The sequence below is a fragment of the Pseudomonas corrugata genome, from assembly GCF_001269905.1.
Classification (GTDB): Bacteria; Pseudomonadota; Gammaproteobacteria; order Pseudomonadales; family Pseudomonadaceae; genus Aquipseudomonas; species Aquipseudomonas corrugata.
Genome location: NZ_LHVK01000004.1, coordinates 92,125 through 110,000, shown reverse-complemented (window position 1 = coordinate 110,000; position 17,876 = coordinate 92,125). Strand labels below are relative to the sequence as shown.

Genomic DNA, 17,876 nt, shown 5'->3' with positions numbered 1-17,876 from the left:
CATAAAAAAACCCCGGTGCAAACCGGGGTTGTTCTTTAAATCAGTTTCAGCCTTTGTAGGCGGCAACCGACTTGGTGATCGCTTCGCGGGCGGCGTCAGCACCGGCCCAGCCTTCGATCTTGACCCACTTGCCTTTTTCGAGGTCTTTGTAGTTCTCGAAGAAGTGCTCGATCTGCTGGATCAGCAGCGCTGGCAGGTCGGTGTACTCCTTCACGTCGACGTACAGTTGCGACAGTTTATCGTGTGGCACTGCGATGACTTTGGCATCGCCGCCGCCGTCGTCGGTCATGTTCAGGATGCCGACTGGACGGGCGCGGATGACCGAGCCAGGGGCAACCGGGTAAGGGGTCACGACCAGCACGTCGAGGGGGTCACCATCGTCGGCCAGGGTGTTGGGGATGTAACCGTAGTTGGCCGGGTAGAACATTGGGGTGGCCATGAAGCGGTCAACGAACAGGCAATCGCTGTCCTTGTCGATTTCGTATTTGATCGGGGCGTGGTTGGCCGGAATTTCGATCGCAACGTAGATGTCGTTCGGCAGGTCTTTGCCAGCCGGAATCTTGCTGTAACTCATTGGGCGGTGCCCCCGTTAGTTGACCAAAAGGCTGGTCGGATTGACCAAAAGTGGCGGCGATTATAGGCATATTCAGCCATCGATGCCACGTTACCAGGGTCTTAGAGACCTTAGTATGACGGCTGATAGACCGGATCTTCAGCTTGAAGTTGCCGCAGCCGGGCCAAAGGATCCTGGCGATAGAAAGCCTTTAGCTGTTCATAGACCCGCGGGTAGGCCTGGTGCAGCAGGTCCGGGGCGCTGAAGAAGTATTCGCTGGTGACGGCGAAGAATTCCGCCGGGTTTTCTGCGGCGTAGGGGTCGATGAGGGTTTCGGCGTCCGGGTTATGGTCCAGTTGGCGGTTGAGGTCGTCGAAGGCCTGTTGCATGGCTTCGGCCCAGTCGCTGACCCGCATGTCGGCGTGCAGCGGTGGCAGGCCGTTGGCGTCGCCGTTGAGCATGTCGAGTTTGTGCGCCAGTTCGTGGATCACCAGGTTGTAGCCGTCCCAGCCACCGCTGGCGAGCACGCCGTCCCAGGCCAGGATGATCGGGCCTTGGGGCCAGGCTTCGCCGCTGTGTTCGCCGTCCCATTCGTGTTCGATGCCGCTGGCGTCGCGATGGCGCTGGGGGCTGAGGAAGTCGTCGGGGTAGAGGACGATTTCGTGGAAGCCCTGGTACCAGTTCAGCTCGCCCAGGTGCATCAGCGGCAATTGGGCCTGGGCGGCGAGCAGCAGGCGTTGTTCCTGATGCAATTCGACGCCGGGCAGGGCGGTCAGGTGTTTGTCCCGCAGGAACAGCACGCAGGCTTCACGCAGCCACTGGTCCTCGGCGGCGCTGATGCCGTCGAGGAAGCTCAGGTGATGACGCACGCGCTGCCAGGTGTCCTCGGCCACGGGATGCTTGGCGAGGGTGCGTTGGCGGCACCAGTTGCTCAGGGACCACATGGGCGATCAGGCTTTCGAAGCACGCTGGGCCAGTTTGCTGCGGGCCAGGCTGATGATCATTGGCAACAGCGATACCAAAATGATGCCCACCACCAGCAGCGACAGGTTCTGCTTGATGAAGGGTACGTTGCCGAAGAAGTAGCCGAGGGTGACCAAGCCGCCGACCCACAGGACGGTGCCGAGCACGCTGAAGCCGAAGAAGCGCGCATAGGGCATTTTCCCCACGCCGGCGACGAAGGGCGCGAAGGTGCGGATGATCGGCAGGAAGCGCGCCAGGGTCACGGTCTTGCCACCGTGTTTGTCGTAGAAGTCGTGGGTTTGCTGCAGGTAGTCGCGGCGGAAGATTTTTGAATTAGGGTTGCTGAACAGCTTCTCGCCCGCCGTGCGGCCGATGAGGTAGTTGGTGCTGTCACCGAGGATCGCCGCCAGCATCAGCAGGCCGCCCAGCAGCACCGGGTCCATGCTGCCGCCTGCGGCTACGGCGCCGGCGATGAATAGCAGCGAGTCACCGGGCAGGAATGGCGTTACCACCAGGCCGGTTTCACAGAAGATCACCAGGAACAGGATGGCGTAGACCCACGTGCCGTAGTTGGTCACCAGCATGTCGAGGTACACATCGAGATGCAGAATGAGGTCGAGGGGATTGAAATCCATGCAATACACCTGTGATGACGGCCGGGTTGGGCGGGCTTGTGGGTCTGGCTTTGAATAGGGCTACCGGGTTTGTAGCTTTTCCTTACAAGCCGGGAAGATCGGGATTATACGGGCTGTAATGTGATGGGCGTGTTGAGTTTGTTGCGGGGGATTTCGGATTGTGCAATGTCGATTGATCGTTCCCACGCTCCGCGTGGGAATGCATCCTGTGACGCTCTGCGTCACCTTTGCTGAAGCGGAACGCGGAGCGTCCCTGGCGGCGTTCCCACGCGGAGCGTGGGAACGATCAGTGGCATTCAGGTGAGATCTTCGCTGATTGGCAACACGTAGTTCTTGAACTCGGTGTCTTCCTTGAAACCGATGGACTCGTAGGTCTTCTGCGCCACTTCATTGTTGCTGCTGGTGGAGACGCGCATGCGGACGGCGTTGGTTTCCTTGGCCATTTTTTTCGCGGTGCGGATCAGGTGGTCGGCCACCAGTTGGCGACGGGCGTCTTCGGCGACGTAGATGTCGTTGAGGATCCACACGCGCTTGAGGGACAGCGACGAAAAGCTTGGGTAGAGCTGGCAGAAGCCCAGCAGTTTGCTGTCGTCGTCATCGGGCAAGGCCAGGTAGATCACCGATTCCTTGCGGCGCAGGCGCTTTTCGAGAAAGGCCCGGGACGAGTCCGGGTATGGCAGCGAGCCATAGAACTCCCGGTATTTGACGAACAATGGGGTCAGCAGGTCCAGGTGTTCCAGGGTCGCTTGAATAATCCGCATGGCAGGTCCCGTTTACAAAGATCGACACAAAGTCTGACAACAACGGCGCGCTGCCGTGCTTTTGATGCTGCCTGAAATTGGATCAAAAACGCAATTGGATGCACGGTTCAGCTTTGGGGCGGCATCAGTAGGAAGTTACCTTTCATATCGGCACCGTTTTCCGACTCTAGAGTGTGCACCTGGGCTTCGTCCTTCAGATTGACCCCCGAAAGCTGTCGGCGACAGGCCTCGCGCATCAGGTAGACCAGGCGATGGGCCGCCATGCCGTAGCTCAGGCCTTCGAGCCGGACATTGGAGATGCAGTTGCGATAGGCGTCGGTCAGGCCGACCTTGGGGTTGTAGGTGAAATACAGGCCCAGGCTGTCGGGCGAGCTGAGGCCGGGACGTTCGCCGATCAGGATCACCGACATTTTTGCCCCAAGGCGTTCAGCCACTTCATCGGCCACCGCGACCCGGCCCTGTTCCACCAGGATGACTGGCGAAACCGACCACCCATCGGCGGCGATCTGTTCTTCCAGGCGGGCCAGGAACGGCAAGGTATGGCGATGCACCGCCAGCGCCGACAGGCCATCGGCCACCACGATGGCGAGGTCCACACCGCCGGGATGGGCCGCCGCATAATCGTCCAGCGCTTGCGCCGAGGCTTCATCCAGGCGTCGGCCCAGGTCCGGGCGTTGCAGATAACTGTTGCGGTCGCTGGCGGCACTGTGCAGCAGCAGACTCTCGCGGCCGCGCTCGGCCAGTTGTGCGCGAATGCCCTGGTGGTCGAACGCCAGGTGCACCGCATCCCGCGCCTGGGCGTGGGCGTATTGGAAGTCCAGTTGCGCCTGTGTGGGCAGGCTGGTGCCGGTGCGGCCCAGGGCGATGCGCGCCGGGGTCAGGCGACGCAGTTCCAGCCAGGGGTTTTGCGAATCGACAGGTTTTTTGTCCATCGGCAGGTCACTCATCCCAAGTGAGCCAGGGCGTGACGAAACGCCGGAGGCAGGTTGTCGCCGAACCGCACCCGGCCGTCGGCCTGGGTGAAGATGCCCATGTTTGCCAGCCATTGCTCGAACTCCGGCGCCGGCTTCAGGCCCAGGGTCTGGCGGGCGTAGAGGGCATCGTGGAACGAGGTGGTCTGGTAGTTGAGCATGATGTCGTCGGAGCCGGGGATGCCCATGATGAAGTTGATCCCGGCCACGCCCAGCAAGGTCAGTAGGGTGTCCATGTCGTCCTGGTCGGCTTCGGCGTGGTTGGTATAGCAGATGTCGCAACCCATCGGCACGCCCAGCAGCTTGCCGCAGAAGTGGTCCTCGAGGCCGGCGCGGATGATTTGTTTGCCGTTGTACAGGTATTCCGGGCCGATGAAGCCTACAACCGTGTTGACCAGGAACGGGTTGAAGTGTCGTGCCACGGCGTAGGCCCGGGTTTCACAGGTCTGTTGATCCACGCCGTGGTGGGCGTTGGCCGACAGTGCGCTGCCCTGACCGGTTTCGAAATACATCAGGTTGTTGCCCAGGGTGCCGCGATTGAGGCTGAGCCCGGCGTCGTAGCCTTCTTTCAACACGTTGAGGTTGATGCCGAAACTGGCATTGGCCGCTTCGGTGCCGGCGATGGATTGGAACACCAGGTCCAGGGGCACGCCACGGTTGGCCGCTTCGATGGAGGTGGTGACGTGGGTCAGCACGCAGCCCTGGGTCGGGATGTCGTAGCGTTGGATGATGGCGTCGAGCATTTCCAGCATGGCGCAGATCGAGGCCGTGCTGTCGGTGGCCGGGTTGATGCCGATCATGGCGTCGCCGTTGCCGTAGAGCAGGCCGTCGAGGATGCTCGCGGCGATCCCGGCCGGTTCGTCGGTGGGGTGGTTGGGTTGCAGGCGCGTGGACAGACGCCCGCGCAGGCCGAGGGTGCCGCGGAATTTTGTCACCACGCGGATTTTCTGTGCCACCAGCACCAGGTCCTGGACCCGCATGATCTTGGACACGGCCGCGACCATTTCCGGCGTCAGGCCAGGGGCCAGTGCCCGCAGGCTGTGTTCGTCGGCGGCGTCACTGAGCAGCCAGTCGCGAAAGCCGCCGACCGTGAGGTGGCTGACCACGGCGAAGGCGTGTTTGTCGTGGGTGTCGACGATCAGCCGGGTGACTTCGTCGGCTTCGTAGGGAATCAGCATTTCTTGCAGGAAATGGCTGAGGGGCAAGTCAGCCAGGGCCATTTGCGCGGCCACGCGCTCGCCGTCGTTGAGCGCCGCGACACCGGCAAGGAAATCCCCGGAACGCGCCGGGCTGGCTTTGGCCATCAGCTCTTTGAGGCTGTCGAAACGATAGGTCTGGGCGCCGACGGAATGGGCGAATGCGGCCATGGGCGGTGTCCTCCTGGTTCTCTTGATAACTCAAGTACACCGCAGAAACCCATGTGGGAGCGAGCCTGCTCGCGATAGCGGAGGGTCAGTAAAACATTAGTCGACTGATACACCGCTATCGCGAGCAGGCTCGCACACAAGGGGATCTGTGTTCAGGCAAGGAACACAGATCCCCCAGCAGGCTCTGCGTGCACTTCCATAAGGCTGGCGCCGGCCGTTTGGCCCGGCGCCGGTGCACTGTCAGATACCTGTGAGCATAGCGTCCGCCGGCGCATCGGAGCGTTGCTTGGCGGTCAGTTGGAAGTACAGGTAGCCGACGATCATGAAGGCGAGGAATACCAGCCCGATCAGGGTATTGAACCAGGCCATCGCCACCAGGCACACCACGGCCAGGAACAGTGCGATACCCGGCACGATGGGGTAGCCCGGAGCGCGGAAGGTGCGCTCCAGGTTCGGTTCGACCTTACGCAAGCGGAACAGGCTGAGCATGCTGATGATGTACATCACGATGGCGCCGAACACCGACATGGTGATCATCGCCGCCGTCAGGCTCATGCCTTGCAGGTTCACCAGGCCATCGCTGTAGATCGCCGCGATGCCGATGACGCCGCCGGCCAGGATCGCCCGGTGCGGGGTCTGGAAGCGCGACAGTTTCGCCAGGCTCCGTGGCAGGTAGCCGGCCCGGGCCAGGGCGAAGAACTGCCGCGAGTAGCCGAGGATGATCCCGTGGAAGCTCGCCACCAGGCCGAACAGGCCGATCCACACCAGCATGTGCATCCAGGTGGAGTTGTTGCCGACCACGGCTTTCATGGCCTGGGGCAGCGGGTCGTTGATGTTCGACAGCTGGCGCCAGTCGCCCACGCCGCCGGCCATGATCATTACGCCGATGGCCAGGAACACCAGGGTCAGGATGCCGCTGACGTAGGCGCGGGGGATCGTGCGTTTCGGGTCCTTGGCTTCTTCGGCGGCCATGGCCGCGCCTTCGATGGCGAGGAAGAACCAGATCGCGAAGGGGATCGCCGCAAAAATGCCCGGAATTGAAGCGAGGCTGAACTCGTTTGCACCAGACCAGCCGTTGAGCACGAAGTTACTGAAGCTGAAGCCCGGTGCGACCACGCCCATGAACACCAGCAGTTCGGCCACCGCCAGTACGGTGACCACCAGCTCGAACGCCGCGGCGATGCTGACGCCGAGAATGTTGAGGGTCATGAACACGATGTAGGCACCGACCGCCGCGATCTTGGGGTCCAGATCCGGAAACTGCACGTTGAGGTAAGCACCGATGGCCATGGCGATGGCCGGTGGCGCAAAGACGAATTCGATCAGCGTGGCGATCCCGGCAATCAGGCCGCCTTTCTCGCCAAAGGCCCGCCGGCTGTAGGCGAACGGCCCGCCCGCGTGGGGTATCGCGGTGGTCAGTTCGGTAAAGCTGAAGATGAAACAGGTGTACATCAGCGCCACCATCAGCGCGGTGACCAGAAACCCGAGGGTCCCCGCGGTGCCCCAGCCGTAACTCCAGCCGAAGTATTCGCCGGAGATCACCAGGCCGACGGCAATGCCCCATAAATGGAGTGTGCCGAGTGTGGGTTTGAGTTGGGTGGTAGTTGTCATAAGTCCTCGCTGTTCTTTTTGATCTGTTGGACTTTCGGTTGGGGGTTTGGAGCGGATACGCAAAGCTCATGCCAGCGACAGGGCATTGATTCTGAGTGTGTCGGTGATGACGCTATCGCGAGCAGGCTCGCTCCCACAGGGGATAGGTGTTGCTCCACAGTCCCTGTGGGAGCGAGCCTGCTCGCGATAGCTATCCAAAGGGCGACGCAGGATGACCTGCATCGCCCCCAAGGCTTAGAAGAAGCCCAACGGATTGATGTCGTAGCTGACCAGCAGGTTCTTGGTCTGCTGGTAGTGATCGAGCATCATTTTGTGGGTTTCACGACCCACGCCGGATTTCTTGTAGCCACCGAACGCGGCGTGCGCCGGGTAGAGGTGGTAGCAGTTGGTCCAGACGCGACCGGCCTTGATCGCCCGGCCCATGCGGTAGGCGCGGTTAATGTCGCGGGTCCACAGGCCGGCGCCGAGGCCGAACTCGGTGTCGTTGGCGATCGCCAGGGCTTCGGCTTCATCCTTGAAGGTGGTAATGCTCACCACCGGGCCGAAGATTTCTTCCTGGAACACCCGCATTTTGTTGGTGCCCTTGAGCAGGGTCGGCTGGATGTAGTACCCGCTGGCGAGGTTGCCTTCGAGTTTTTCCACCTGGCCGCCGGTCAGCAACTGGGCGCCTTCGCCCTTGGCGATTTCCAGGTACGAGAGGATCTTGTCGAACTGTTGCTCGGACGCCTGGGCGCCGACCATGGTGTCGGTGTCCAGCGGGTCGCCGCGTTTGATCTGCTCGATTTTTTTCATCACCACTTGCATGAATTCGTCGTAGATCGATTCCTGCACCAGGGCGCGGGACGGGCAGGTGCAGACTTCACCCTGGTTGAAGAACGCCAGCACCAGGCCTTCGGCAGCCTTCTCGATGAAGCTCGGCTCGGCCTGCATGATGTCTTCGAAGAAAATGTTCGGCGATTTGCCGCCCAGTTCCACGGTAGACGGGATGATGTTTTCGGCGGCGCATTTCATGATGTGCGAGCCGACTGGGGTCGAACCTGTGAAAGCGATCTTGGCGATGCGCTTGCTGGTCGCCAGGGCTTCGCCGGCTTCCTTGCCGAAGCCTTGCACCACGTTCAGCACGCCGGGCGGCAGCAGGTCACCGATCAGTTCCATGAGTACGCAGATGCCCAGTGGGGTTTGCTCGGCGGGCTTGAGCACCACGCAGTTGCCGGCGGCCAGGGCCGGGGCGAGTTTCCAGGCGGCCATCAGCAGCGGGAAGTTCCACGGGATGATCTGCCCGACCACGCCCAGCGGCTCGTGGATGTGATAGGCCACGGTGTTGCCATCGATCTCGGCGGCGCTGCCTTCCTGGGCCCGCAGGCAGCCGGCGAAGTAACGGAAGTGGTCGGCGGCCAGGGGGATGTCGGCGTTGAGGGTTTCGCGCACGGCCTTGCCGTTGTCCCAGGATTCGGTGATCGCCAGGGTTTCGAGGTTCTGTTCGATGCGGTCGGCGATTTTCAGCAGGATCAGCGAACGGGCCTGAACCGAGGTGGCGCCCCAGGCATCAGCGGCCGCGTGGGCGGCGTCCAGGGCTTTTTCGATGTCTTCGGCCGTGGAGCGTGGGAATTCGGCAATGGGCTGGCCATTGACCGGGGAAGTATTGGTGAAGTACTGACCTTTGACAGGCGCGACGAACTCGCCGCCGATGTAGTTACCGTATTTGCTCTTGAACGAAACGATAGCGCCTTCAGTACCGGGGTGAGCGTAACGCATGATGAGTTCTCCTTGGCTTTTGTGCTTATACGGGAGGCCGCGCAAATAGAGCGCCGGTAATTAAGCCTAGAGCAAAGGTTGGGCCATTGCCGTGCAGAGCCCGAAAATCAAGACTTTCGGAGGGTTTCATCGGACCAATGGAGGCTACGCGTGACGATTGCGATACAGGGTGTGTGACACTTTGTGCCAATTGTGAGACAGCCGTTTACCGACGGGTCACGCCAGCATTGCAAAGCGCTTGTGCCTGGAGGATGCTGGGGCGATCTGTGAGTTGCCCAAATATCGATGGAGACGTCGGGCATCCTGTGGGAGCAAGGCTTGCCCGCGATGAACGATGACGCGGTCTACCTGTGATCCGCGCCAAGGCAATCGCGGGCAAGCCTTGCTCCCACAGAAACAACCCTTTACCTGGGGCTAGGTGTTCAGCAGTGACTCCAGCAAGGCCGCAACCTTCGGGGAGAATAATAAGAAATGCACAGCAACCATTTGAGTCGCCATGCCCAGCAGGTCCTGACGGTGACCCAGGGCAAGGCCCATCTGCAAGGACCCGGCAGCGATCCGTCGATTGCCCGCTCCTGGCTGCGCTGCCTTGAGGACTATCACCTCGACCCGGCCCAGAACCTGGCGCCGACGGTGCTCGAACATGGTCGGGTGCTGGAAAGCCGCGAGCGTCTGCAGCAAGTGCTGCACATTGCCGGTTCCGAAATGACCAGCCTGCACCAGCAATTGTCCGGCGCCGGCCACGCGGTGCTGCTCACCGACGCCCGGGGCGTGATCCTCAACTGTGTCACCGCTCCCAGCGAGCGCAAGATTTTCGAACGGGCCGGGCTCTGGCTCGGTGCCGACTGGAGCGAAGCCTGCGAAGGCACCAATGGCATCGGCACCTGCCTGGTGGAGCGCCAGGCACTGACCATCCATCAGGAAGAACATTTTCGTGGTCGCCACACCGGCCTGACCTGCTCGGCCAGCCCGGTGTTCGACCCACATGGCGAACTGCTGGCGGTGCTCGACGTGTCCTCGGCCCGGCCGGACGTGTCGCGCCAGAGCCAGTTCCACACCATGGCGCTGGTCAATCTCTCGGCGAAGATGATCGAGAGCTGCTATTTCCTGCGCTGCTTCGACCATCACTGGCTGCTGCGCTTTCATTTGCAGGCCGAGTCCGTGGGGTTGTTCAGCGAAGGCTTGCTGGCGTTCGACGGCGAAGGGCGGATCTGCGCCGTCAACCAGAGTGCGCTCAACCTGCTGGGGCATATTCGCGGTGGCTTGCTGGGCCAGCCGGTAGAAGCGTTTTTCGATTGTTCACTGGATGAATTGCTGGGCCGGACCAGCGTCCATGCCAGCGCCAGCTGGCCGCTGCGCACCCGTGACGGTCGGCATTTGTTCGCGGTGCTGCGGGGGCAGCCTCGTAGCATCCCGGTTCCGCTTGTCCCGGCGCCCAAAGCCATGGAGCCTGCGCGACTGTCGGGCATCTGCCTGGGGGATGCGCAACTGCAGGAGCATTTTCGCAAGGCGTTGCGGGTGTTCGAGCGTGATGTCCCGCTGCTGATCAACGGGGAAACCGGTTGCGGCAAGGAAGCCTTCGCCAAGGCCGTGCATCACGCCAGTCAGCGTGCAGGGAAGAACTTCGTTGCCCTCAATTGCGCGGCCATCCCCGAAAGCCTGATCGAGAGCGAGCTGTTCGGCTATCGCGGCGGCAGCTTTACCGGTGCCCGCAAGGAAGGCATGCGCGGCAAGCTGCAGCAGGCCGACGGCGGCACCCTGTTCCTGGATGAAATCGGCGACATGCCCTTGGCCTTGCAGACCCGCTTGCTGCGGGTGCTGGAAGATCGTCAGGTGGTGCCCATCGGTGGCGAACCCGAGACGGTGAATGTGCGCATCATCAGCGCCACCCACCGGCAATTGCTTGAGCGAGTGCAGGACGGCAGCTTCCGCGAAGATCTGTACTACCGGCTCAACGGCCTGGAAATCCCTCTGCCGGCGTTGCGCGAGCGCAGCGACAAGTCGCAGTTGCTGGACTTCTTGCTGGCCGAGGAAAGTGGCACCGAGGCAGTGTCCATCGACGAACCGGCGCGCCGGGCGCTGTTGGCGTTCGACTGGCCGGGCAATGTGCGGCAGATGCGCAATGTCCTGCGCACCCTTGCCGCGTTATGCGACGGTGGCAGGATCGGGCTGGAAGACCTGCCGGCGATGATTCGCCAGACACGGCCGGCGTTGGAGGAAACACCCGCGTCCGAACATCCGCTGGAAGACGCGGAGCGGCTGGCATTGCTCAATGCGCTGGAACAGACCCGCTGGCACATGACCAACACGGCCGAGCAGTTGGGCATCAGCCGTAATACCCTCTACCGGAAACTGCGCAAACACGCGATCGCTCGCTGATCACAGCTCCTCCAGGCACCGAAGCCCTGTGGGAGCAAGGCTTGCCCGCGATAGCCTTGACACGATTCCATGAAAGTCCGCGTCATCGTTCATCGCGGGCAAGCCTTGCTCCCACAAGTTGAAAGACAAGGTGCGATTTCCCCCTCCCTAGGCTAACCTGCGGCCATGTTTTACGAGGTCGACTATGCACATCCATATTCTCGGTATTTGCGGCACTTTCATGGGTTCGATGGCGGTCCTGGCCAAGGAGCTGGGCCATCATGTGACCGGTTCCGACGCCAACGTCTACCCGCCGATGAGCACTCAACTGGAAGCTCAGGGCATCGAGCTGACCCAGGGTTATGACCCGGCGCAACTGGATCCGGCGCCGGACCTGGTGGTCATCGGCAACGCCATGTCCCGTGGCAATCCGGCGGTGGAGTACGTGCTCAACAAAGGCCTGCCGTATGTGTCCGGGCCGCAGTGGCTGGCCGATCACGTATTGCAGGGCCGATGGGTCCTTGCCGTGGCGGGTACCCATGGCAAGACCACTACCAGCAGCATGCTCGCCTGGGTGTTGGAGCACGCGGGCATGAGCCCCGGCTTCCTGATCGGCGGCGTGCCGCAGAATTTCTCGGTGTCGGCGCGCTTGGGCGGTACGCCGTTCTTCGTGATCGAAGCCGATGAATATGACAGCGCGTTTTTCGACAAGCGTTCGAAATTCGTCCACTACCGCCCGCGCACGGCGATCTTGAATAACCTGGAATTCGATCACGCGGACATCTTCCCTGATCTGGCGGCCATCGAGCGGCAATTCCACCATCTGGTGCGCACCATTCCAAGCGAAGGCCTGGTGATTCACCCGACCACCGAGCCGGCCTTGCAGCGGGTCATCGAAATGGGCTGCTGGACCCCGGTGCAGACCACCGGCGCGGGCGGACAGTGGCAAGTGAAGTTGCTGAAGGATGACGGTTCGCAGTTCGAGGTGATGTTCGAGGGCCAGTCCCAAGGCGTCGTGGAGTGGGAACTGACCGGCCAGCACAACGTTGCCAATGCCCTGGCCACCTTGGCGGCTGCCCGTCATGTGGGCGTGGTTCCGTCGATGGGCATTGCCGCGTTGAGTGCGTTCAAGAGCGTCAAGCGCCGCATGGAGAAGGTCGCTGAAGTGCGGGGCATCACCATCTATGACGATTTCGCCCACCACCCGACCGCCATTGCCACCACTCTCGACGGTTTGCGCAAGCGTATTGGCGATGCGCCGCTGATCGCGATCATCGAGCCGCGCTCCAACTCGATGAAGCTCGGCGCCCACCGCGATGGCCTGCCGGAAAGCGTGGTCGATGCCGATCAGGTGATCTGGTATGCGCCGGCCAACCTCGGTTGGGACCTGGGGGCCACGGCCGCACTGTGCACGGTGCCGTCGATTGTCAGCGATTCTCTGGAGGGCATCATCGAGCGCGTGAAGAGCCAGGCCCAGCCCGGCACCCACGTGGTGATCATGAGCAACGGCGGCTTCGGCGGCCTGCACGGCAAACTGGCTGAGGCGCTGCAATGAACACTCGCTTCGAGAGCAACGGTCCGGAGCGCATCACGCTGGCGATGACCGGTGCGTCCGGCGCCCAGTACGGCTTGCGTCTGCTCGATTGTCTGGTGCGCGAAGACCGCGAGGTGCATTTCCTCATTTCCAAGGCCGCGCAGTTGGTGATGGCCACGGAAACCGACGTGACCCTGCCGGCCAGGACCCAGATGATGCAGGCCTTCCTCACCGAGTACACCGGTGCGGCGGCGGGGCAGATCCGGGTGTATGGCAAGGAAGACTGGATGTCGCCGGTGGCGTCGGGCTCCGGCTCGCCGGCGGCCATGGTGGTGGTGCCGTGTTCCACCGGCACGCTGTCGGCGATTGCCACCGGGGCCTGTAACAACCTGATCGAACGGGCCGCGGATGTGACGCTCAAGGAGCGTCGCCAGTTGATCCTCGTGCCGCGGGAGGCTCCGTATTCGAGCATTCACCTGGAGCACATGCTCAAGCTGTCGAACATGGGCGTGACTATCCTGCCGGCCTCGCCGGGCTTCTATCACCAGCCGCAGACCATCGACGACCTGATCGATTTCGTGGTCGCGCGGATTCTCAACCTGTTGAATATCCCCCAGGACATGTTGCCGCGCTGGGGCGAGCACCATTTGAGCAGCGATGAATAAGCTGCTGATCGTACTGCTGGCGCTGCAACTGACCGGCTGCGCCACCGTCCGCACCCTCGATGCCGCCAAGCCTGGCGCGCCGGTGGTGTATGCGGGCACTCGCCTGGATCTTTACGCCCTCAACGGCGGCTGCTGCGCCAAGGATCGCTTTGGCGCCGAAGCCCCGAGCTATCCTGGCGTCGATCTGCCGGGCAGTGCGTTGCTCGACACCTTGTTATTGCCGTTGTCGTTGTTTACGGCGATTGGGGTGGGGTTCCAGGCGACGGGTGGGTTGTAACCACCGAGTCCTGGCCTTTATGGCGAGGGCACTTTCGGTGGGAGCAAAGCTCGCTCGCGATGCGGTCGCCTCGGTTCCAAGGCAAGAACCGCGTCAACTTCATCGCGGGCAAGCCTTGCTCCCACAGTTTGCTTGCTGAAAATCCTGTTTCAGCAGCCTTAAGAGTCACTTACCCAACTTACGCAACTCGTCCGACTCCACCACCCGCACCCCATCCTGCTCTTCCAGCGCCAGGCGCCACATGGCGCGGGCCAGTTGGCAGGCTTCGATGCCGTGGTATTTGCCGGGAATCAGTTTCGACAAGGGCCCGGCCAATTGCTCGGCCAGGCGGGGTTCGACGCGCTCGCCCAACAGCAGGGAAGGACGGCAGATGGTCAGCTGCGGCCAGTCCTGGGCCTTGAGCGCGGCTTCCATTTCGCCTTTGACCCGGTTGTAGAAGATGGATGACTTTGCATCAGCCCCCAGGGCGCTGATCACCACCAGATGCCGTGCGCCCAGCGCCCGGGCACGTTTGGCGAAGGCCACGACCAGGTCCAGGTCCACCGCGCGAAAGGCTTGTTCCGAGCCGGCCTTCTTGATGGTGGTGCCGAGGCAGCAGAAGGCGATGTCGACCTGGCCGCTGAGGCGAGGCAATACGTCGGCCGGTTCCCCAACCGGGTTTTCCAGGCGTGGATGCTCGGCCAACGGCCGGCGGGAGGGCGCCAGGACGCGGCTGATGGTCGGCTCGTTGAGCAGCCGATCCAGCAGGTGTTCCCCGGTCAATCCGGTAGCGCCGGCGAGCAAAACATGCTGAGGCGTCAAGTACATAGTGTTTCCCCCTTGATACGGTTCAGCTTAGTTGCTCTTTTTGGCCTCGTCGTTCAGTGCAGCACTTTGCAATGCTTTTCGTGCCTGCAATTTGCGCAGCAGTTGCCAGTGGGACAGGACCGTCCTGGGGGCCCAGATCTGCGGCTCGGACGCCTCGAAATTATCGGCCTGCTCCCGTTCGGCCACAGTGGCCTTGGCCAGCTTGAAAGCCTGTTCCAGGTCGTCGGTCTGGTTCAGCGCCTGGGCGAACAACGCATCGCCGAAATAGGTGAAGTTGGCTTCCTCGGAGCAACCGAAGGACACCCGGTCGGCCCGTGAAGCGGTCATGACCAGGGTGCGTTCGTCCTTGAGCGCCGGGATGAAACCGCCGGAGTAGCAGGCCGAGATCACCACGATCTTGTCGCGGTTCTTCAGCGGTGCCAGCACCACGGCCAGTTCGTCGGCGGGCAGGTCGGCCAGTTCCATGCGTGGCTGGTCGAGTACCAGTTCATGTTCGCTGGTGCCATGGCTGGTCAGGTAGATGAAAATCAGGTCTTCCGGGCCGCTGCGTTCGGCCAGGGTACTGGCGGCGCGGCGCAGGCTTTCGCGGGTTGCCATGGGGCGGTCGCCCAGGTGATCGCGATGATTGACCAGGCGGATCTGGCCCTGCGCGCCGAAACGGCTGGCGAGCATGTTGGCGACATAGTCGGATTCGCGCAGGAACACGCTTTGCTTGCCGTCGCCGCCCAAGGTCAGGCTGTACAGCTCCACCGCCGGTGTTGAAGCAGGGATCTGGGCCAGGGCGTCATCCAGCAGGCGGCCCTGCGCCAGCAGGCCGAGTTCGAGTACGTCCGGCAGCAGCTTGCCATCGGCATCGCGCACCCGCTGGCCGTTGGCCCAGGTGCCGCTTTGCACCGTGCCATCGGTCAGCACCAGGGTGCCGCGCCCGTGGTAACCGTCGTTTTCGAACTCACCGATGTAAAAACTGCCATCGGGAAGGTTCAGGCGGCCCTGGCCGGTAAAGCGCCACTCATTGAACCGACCGAGGTAATGGCTCCCATCGGCGCCGATCAGCTCACCCTTGCCGGTGAGCGCGCCGTCCTTGAACTGGCCGATCCAGACATCGCCGTCGGCATTTTCGTAGCGGCCGCGGCCGTTGAGCTGGTTGTTCTTGAAGCTGCCGATATAAACATCGCCGTCGGCGCTGTTGAACGTGCCTTTGCCCTGGAGCTGACCATCGACGAAATGCCCGGTGAACTGGTTGCCGGCGGCATCGAAGCGCTGGCCATCGCCGTTGGGCTTGCCGTTGGCGAATGGGCCCTGGTACTGGCTGCCGTCGGCGAGTTCCAGGCGACCGAGGCCTGAATAGCGGTCGGCCTTGAATTCGCCACGGTAGGTGACGCCGTTTTCCTTGAGCGTACCTTCGCCGTCCCGCCGCCCGAGCTTGAAGCCGCCGGTGTAGCTGCTGGTGGGGGTGTCGAGGCTGCCCTGGCCGTGGAACAGGCCCTGCTGGAACTGGCCGCGATAGACCTCGCCATTGCTGCCGTGCCATTCCCCGGTGCCATGCCATTGGCCTTTGTCGAACTGTCCTGCATACCAACTGCCATTGGGATAGTCGACGCGTCCCTGGCCCTGCAGCAGTCCGTTCACCAGATCGCCGCGATAGCGTCCGCCATCGGGCAGGCGTGCGTCAGGCGGCAACAGTGATTCGCCATCGCCGCAGGCGGCCAGCAAGAGGGTCAAAGCCAGGGGGAAAAGTAAGCGCATAACGGGATCCAGATAATCAGGCGACGAGTATGCCGCAGCTATGCGCGATAGAACTAGAGAAGCGGTGCGAAACTGCCTGGGCGGTTTCGCATGCGCGAGAAGCTACACGAAGCAGAGCGACAGCGGTTCGGCGATGTAGGCGGGTTTGTCCGAACCTTCGATTTCCAGCGTGGCGGTGGCCTTGAGCAGCCATTGGCCGGGTTTTTTCTCGGTGGCGTCCACCAGGTCGACTTTGAGCCGGACCTTGGAATCGACTTTAACCGGTTGGATGAAGCGCACGCTGTCCAGTCCGTAGTTGACGACCATTTTCACGCCTTCGGGCAGGATCAGGATGTCTTCCATCAGCTTGGGCATCAGCGACAGCGACAGAAAGCCGTGGGCAATGGTGCTGCCGAACGGCGTCTGTGCGGCCTTGACCGGATCGACGTGGATGAACTGAAAGTCGCCTGTGGCTTCGGCGAACAGGTTGATGCGCTCCTGGTCGATGGTCAGCCAGTCGGAACGTCCGAGTTCCTTGCCGACATAATCTTTGAGCGCTGCAACGGGAACATAGGGCATTGAGACTCTCCTTGGTTCAACGGTTCTATCTTTGATATGGGGATATGGGGCCGGTGGCCTGTGTGGCTGATTCGTGTACAGGCCACTAGCGCCCCCGGGGAACCACTGTAGATCAACATGACGCACAGGGCAGGTCACTGACCATGCTTTTTACGAATGCCGGTCCATAGCCTGGGCATGCTTATAATGCGGGCGCTTTCATTGGGTAGAGGTTGCAGGGGAGAGGACGGATGTTGCTACGGGGCCTGACCTGGCTGGTGCTGTTCCAATTGCTGGGCACCGCCATCAATCATTTGTTCTTGCCGGTGCTGCCGGGGCCGATCATCGGCCTGCTGCTGTTGCTCGGCTATTTGATCGTTCGTGGCGAAGTCGCCGAGCCATTGAGCCTGGCCGCCAGCAGCCTGCTGCGTTATCTGCCGCTGCTGCTGGTGCCGCCTGCGGTGGGAGTGATGGTCTACGCCCGGGCCATCGCCGCCGATTTCTGGGCCATCGTCGGCGCGCTGGTGTTGTCGCTGGTCCTGTCCATGGCGTTCACCGGGGTGCTGATGCAGCGCCTGGGTCGGCGTCACGTCGCTGCCGTGGAGGAGGACAACCCATGATCCTCGACTGGCAGGGCGCCTGGGCGTCGGTGATCCATCATCCGCTGTTCGGCATCGGCATTACCCTGGGGGCCTATCAACTGGTACTGGCGGCATTCGAGAAGACCCGCTGGGTATTCCTGCAACCGGTATTGATGTCGATGGTGCTGTTGATCGGTGTGCTGGTCAGTTGCGGCATTACCTACGCCGAATACCGCAAGAGTACTGAAATCCTCAGCATCCTGCTGGGGCCGGCCACGGTCGCGCTGGCGGTGCCGCTGTACCTGAACCTGCGACGGATCCGGCAATTGTTCTGGCCGATCTTTACTACGCTGGTGATAGGCGGGGTGTTCGCCACGGGTTCCGCAGTGTTGCTCGGCTGGGCGTTCGGCGCCGAGCACATGATCCTGATGACCATGGCGCCCAAGTCAGTGACCTCGCCGATCGCCATGTTGGTGGCCGAGCAGATTGGCGGCGTGGCGGCCATGGCGGCGGTGTTCGTCTTGATCACCGGTGTGCTCGGGGCGATCCTGGGCCCGAGCATCCTGAACCGGCTGGGCGTTCACAGCCCTGAAGCCCGGGGCATGGCCCTGGGTCTGACGGCTCATGCGGTGGGGACTTCGGTGGCGTTGCAGGAAAGCGAAGAGTCCGGCGCCTTTGCGGCGCTGGCGATGAGTCTGATGGGTGTGGCCACGGCGGTGCTGCTGCCGCTGGTGGTGTCGATGACGGTCTAGGAA

The 17,876-nt window shown here is 62.2% G+C and carries 17 protein-coding genes; 6 read left to right on the top strand and 11 right to left on the bottom strand.

The window, feature by feature from the left end; all coding sequences use genetic code 11:
* Window positions 1-46 precede the first annotated feature (46 nt).
* The 8 genes from ppa to exaC all read right to left on the bottom strand — a co-directional run bounded on the left by ppa (window position 47) and on the right by exaC (window position 8,616).
* Window positions 47-574 (bottom strand): inorganic diphosphatase, encoded by a 528-nt coding sequence (ppa, locus tag AD665_RS06015; RefSeq protein WP_024780093.1) that lies wholly within the window; start codon window positions 572-574, stop codon window positions 47-49.
* A gap of 110 nt (window positions 575-684) precedes the next feature.
* Window positions 685-1,497, bottom strand: coding sequence for a M90 family metallopeptidase (locus AD665_RS06010; protein ID WP_024780094.1), 813 nt, complete (start codon window positions 1,495-1,497; stop codon window positions 685-687).
* A 6-nt stretch (window positions 1,498-1,503) separates the two neighbouring features.
* Window positions 1,504-2,151, bottom strand: a complete 648-nt coding sequence (locus tag AD665_RS06005) for a DedA family protein (RefSeq protein WP_024780095.1) — start codon at window positions 2,149-2,151, stop codon at window positions 1,504-1,506.
* 296 nt (window positions 2,152-2,447) lie between these two features.
* Window positions 2,448-2,912 carry a GNAT family N-acetyltransferase gene (locus AD665_RS06000; protein WP_024780096.1) on the bottom strand — a complete coding sequence of 155 codons (465 nt, stop codon included), beginning with the start codon at window positions 2,910-2,912 and terminating at the stop codon, window positions 2,448-2,450.
* Window positions 2,913-3,019: 107 nt separating this feature from the next.
* Window positions 3,020-3,844 (bottom strand): ethanolamine ammonia-lyase subunit EutC, encoded by an 825-nt coding sequence (eutC, locus tag AD665_RS05995; protein ID WP_053191469.1) that lies wholly within the window; start codon window positions 3,842-3,844, stop codon window positions 3,020-3,022.
* Between the two features lie 11 nt (window positions 3,845-3,855).
* Entirely contained in the window at window positions 3,856-5,250 is a 1,395-nt protein-coding gene (locus AD665_RS05990) for an ethanolamine ammonia-lyase subunit EutB (protein WP_024780098.1), read from the bottom strand.
* Between the two features lie 240 nt (window positions 5,251-5,490).
* Window positions 5,491-6,861, bottom strand: coding sequence for an ethanolamine permease (eat, locus tag AD665_RS05985; RefSeq protein ID WP_024780099.1), 1,371 nt, complete (start codon window positions 6,859-6,861; stop codon window positions 5,491-5,493).
* Between the two features lie 234 nt (window positions 6,862-7,095).
* Window positions 7,096-8,616, bottom strand: coding sequence for an acetaldehyde dehydrogenase ExaC (exaC, locus tag AD665_RS05980; protein ID WP_053191367.1), 1,521 nt, complete (start codon window positions 8,614-8,616; stop codon window positions 7,096-7,098).
* Window positions 8,617-9,087: 471 nt separating this feature from the next.
* On the opposite strand from exaC, the gene AD665_RS05975 reads away from it, so the two are divergent.
* From AD665_RS05975 to AD665_RS05960, 4 genes are all read left to right on the top strand, one after another.
* Window positions 9,088-10,995 (top strand): sigma-54-dependent Fis family transcriptional regulator, encoded by a 1,908-nt coding sequence (locus AD665_RS05975; RefSeq protein ID WP_053191365.1) that lies wholly within the window; start codon window positions 9,088-9,090, stop codon window positions 10,993-10,995.
* Between the two features lie 184 nt (window positions 10,996-11,179).
* Window positions 11,180-12,529 (top strand): UDP-N-acetylmuramate:L-alanyl-gamma-D-glutamyl-meso-diaminopimelate ligase, encoded by a 1,350-nt coding sequence (gene mpl / locus AD665_RS05970; protein WP_024780101.1) that lies wholly within the window; start codon window positions 11,180-11,182, stop codon window positions 12,527-12,529.
* The gene (ubiX, locus tag AD665_RS05965) at window positions 12,526-13,173 is read left to right on the top strand and encodes a flavin prenyltransferase UbiX (protein ID WP_024780102.1); all 648 of its coding nucleotides are present in this window, start codon (window positions 12,526-12,528) and stop codon (window positions 13,171-13,173) included. The genes mpl and ubiX overlap by 4 nt, the downstream gene beginning before the upstream one ends.
* Window positions 13,166-13,450, top strand: a complete 285-nt coding sequence (locus tag AD665_RS05960) for a YceK/YidQ family lipoprotein (protein WP_024780103.1) — start codon at window positions 13,166-13,168, stop codon at window positions 13,448-13,450. Before ubiX ends, AD665_RS05960 begins: the two co-directional genes overlap by 8 nt.
* Before the next feature lie 165 nt (window positions 13,451-13,615).
* Here AD665_RS05960 and AD665_RS05955 read toward each other — a convergent pair whose 3' ends face one another.
* The 3 genes from AD665_RS05955 to AD665_RS05945 all read right to left on the bottom strand — a co-directional run bounded on the left by AD665_RS05955 (window position 13,616) and on the right by AD665_RS05945 (window position 16,561).
* Window positions 13,616-14,257: an oxidoreductase gene (locus AD665_RS05955; protein ID WP_024780104.1), complete on the bottom strand. Its 642-nt coding sequence runs from the start codon at window positions 14,255-14,257 to the stop codon at window positions 13,616-13,618.
* 27 nt (window positions 14,258-14,284) lie between these two features.
* Entirely contained in the window at window positions 14,285-16,003 is a 1,719-nt protein-coding gene (locus tag AD665_RS05950) for a C13 family peptidase (RefSeq protein WP_024780105.1), read from the bottom strand.
* 102 nt (window positions 16,004-16,105) lie between these two features.
* On the bottom strand, window positions 16,106-16,561 hold the full coding sequence (locus AD665_RS05945) for a MaoC family dehydratase (RefSeq protein WP_024780106.1): 456 nt from the start codon (window positions 16,559-16,561) through the stop codon (window positions 16,106-16,108).
* 230 nt (window positions 16,562-16,791) lie between these two features.
* Here AD665_RS05945 and AD665_RS05940 point away from each other — a divergent pair, with 230 nt between their 5' ends.
* The gene (locus tag AD665_RS05940; RefSeq protein WP_024780107.1) at window positions 16,792-17,160 is read left to right on the top strand and encodes a CidA/LrgA family protein; all 369 of its coding nucleotides are present in this window, start codon (window positions 16,792-16,794) and stop codon (window positions 17,158-17,160) included.
* Window positions 17,157-17,873: an LrgB family protein gene (locus AD665_RS05935; RefSeq protein WP_024780108.1), complete on the top strand. Its 717-nt coding sequence runs from the start codon at window positions 17,157-17,159 to the stop codon at window positions 17,871-17,873. Before AD665_RS05940 ends, AD665_RS05935 begins: the two co-directional genes overlap by 4 nt.
* The last annotated feature ends 3 nt before the right edge of the window (window positions 17,874-17,876 follow it).

Bases quoted from the DNA above. Each gene is read 5' to 3' on its own strand.
- AD665_RS05990 (WP_024780098.1), bottom strand. From the start codon at position 5,250: ATGGCCGCATTCGCCCATTCCGTCGGCGCCCAGACCTATCGTTTCGAC.
- AD665_RS05945 (WP_024780106.1), bottom strand. From the start codon at position 16,561: ATGCCCTATGTTCCCGTTGCAGCGCTCAAAGATTATGTCGGCAAGGAA.
- eat (WP_024780099.1), bottom strand. From the start codon at position 6,861: ATGACAACTACCACCCAACTCAAACCCACACTCGGCACACTCCATTTA.
- AD665_RS06005 (WP_024780095.1), bottom strand. From the start codon at position 2,151: ATGGATTTCAATCCCCTCGACCTCATTCTGCATCTCGATGTGTACCTC.
- AD665_RS06010 (WP_024780094.1), bottom strand. From the start codon at position 1,497: ATGTGGTCCCTGAGCAACTGGTGCCGCCAACGCACCCTCGCCAAGCAT.
- mpl (WP_024780101.1), top strand. From the start codon at position 11,180: ATGCACATCCATATTCTCGGTATTTGCGGCACTTTCATGGGTTCGATG.
- AD665_RS05955 (WP_024780104.1), bottom strand. From the start codon at position 14,257: ATGTACTTGACGCCTCAGCATGTTTTGCTCGCCGGCGCTACCGGATTG.
- AD665_RS05975 (WP_053191365.1), top strand. From the start codon at position 9,088: ATGCACAGCAACCATTTGAGTCGCCATGCCCAGCAGGTCCTGACGGTG.
- AD665_RS06000 (WP_024780096.1), bottom strand. From the start codon at position 2,912: ATGCGGATTATTCAAGCGACCCTGGAACACCTGGACCTGCTGACCCCA.
- ppa (WP_024780093.1), bottom strand. From the start codon at position 574: ATGAGTTACAGCAAGATTCCGGCTGGCAAAGACCTGCCGAACGACATC.
- AD665_RS05935 (WP_024780108.1), top strand. From the start codon at position 17,157: ATGATCCTCGACTGGCAGGGCGCCTGGGCGTCGGTGATCCATCATCCG.
- AD665_RS05950 (WP_024780105.1), bottom strand. From the start codon at position 16,003: ATGCGCTTACTTTTCCCCCTGGCTTTGACCCTCTTGCTGGCCGCCTGC.
- exaC (WP_053191367.1), bottom strand. From the start codon at position 8,616: ATGCGTTACGCTCACCCCGGTACTGAAGGCGCTATCGTTTCGTTCAAG.
- AD665_RS05960 (WP_024780103.1), top strand. From the start codon at position 13,166: ATGAATAAGCTGCTGATCGTACTGCTGGCGCTGCAACTGACCGGCTGC.
- AD665_RS05940 (WP_024780107.1), top strand. From the start codon at position 16,792: ATGTTGCTACGGGGCCTGACCTGGCTGGTGCTGTTCCAATTGCTGGGC.
- ubiX (WP_024780102.1), top strand. From the start codon at position 12,526: ATGAACACTCGCTTCGAGAGCAACGGTCCGGAGCGCATCACGCTGGCG.
- eutC (WP_053191469.1), bottom strand. From the start codon at position 3,844: ATGGACAAAAAACCTGTCGATTCGCAAAACCCCTGGCTGGAACTGCGT.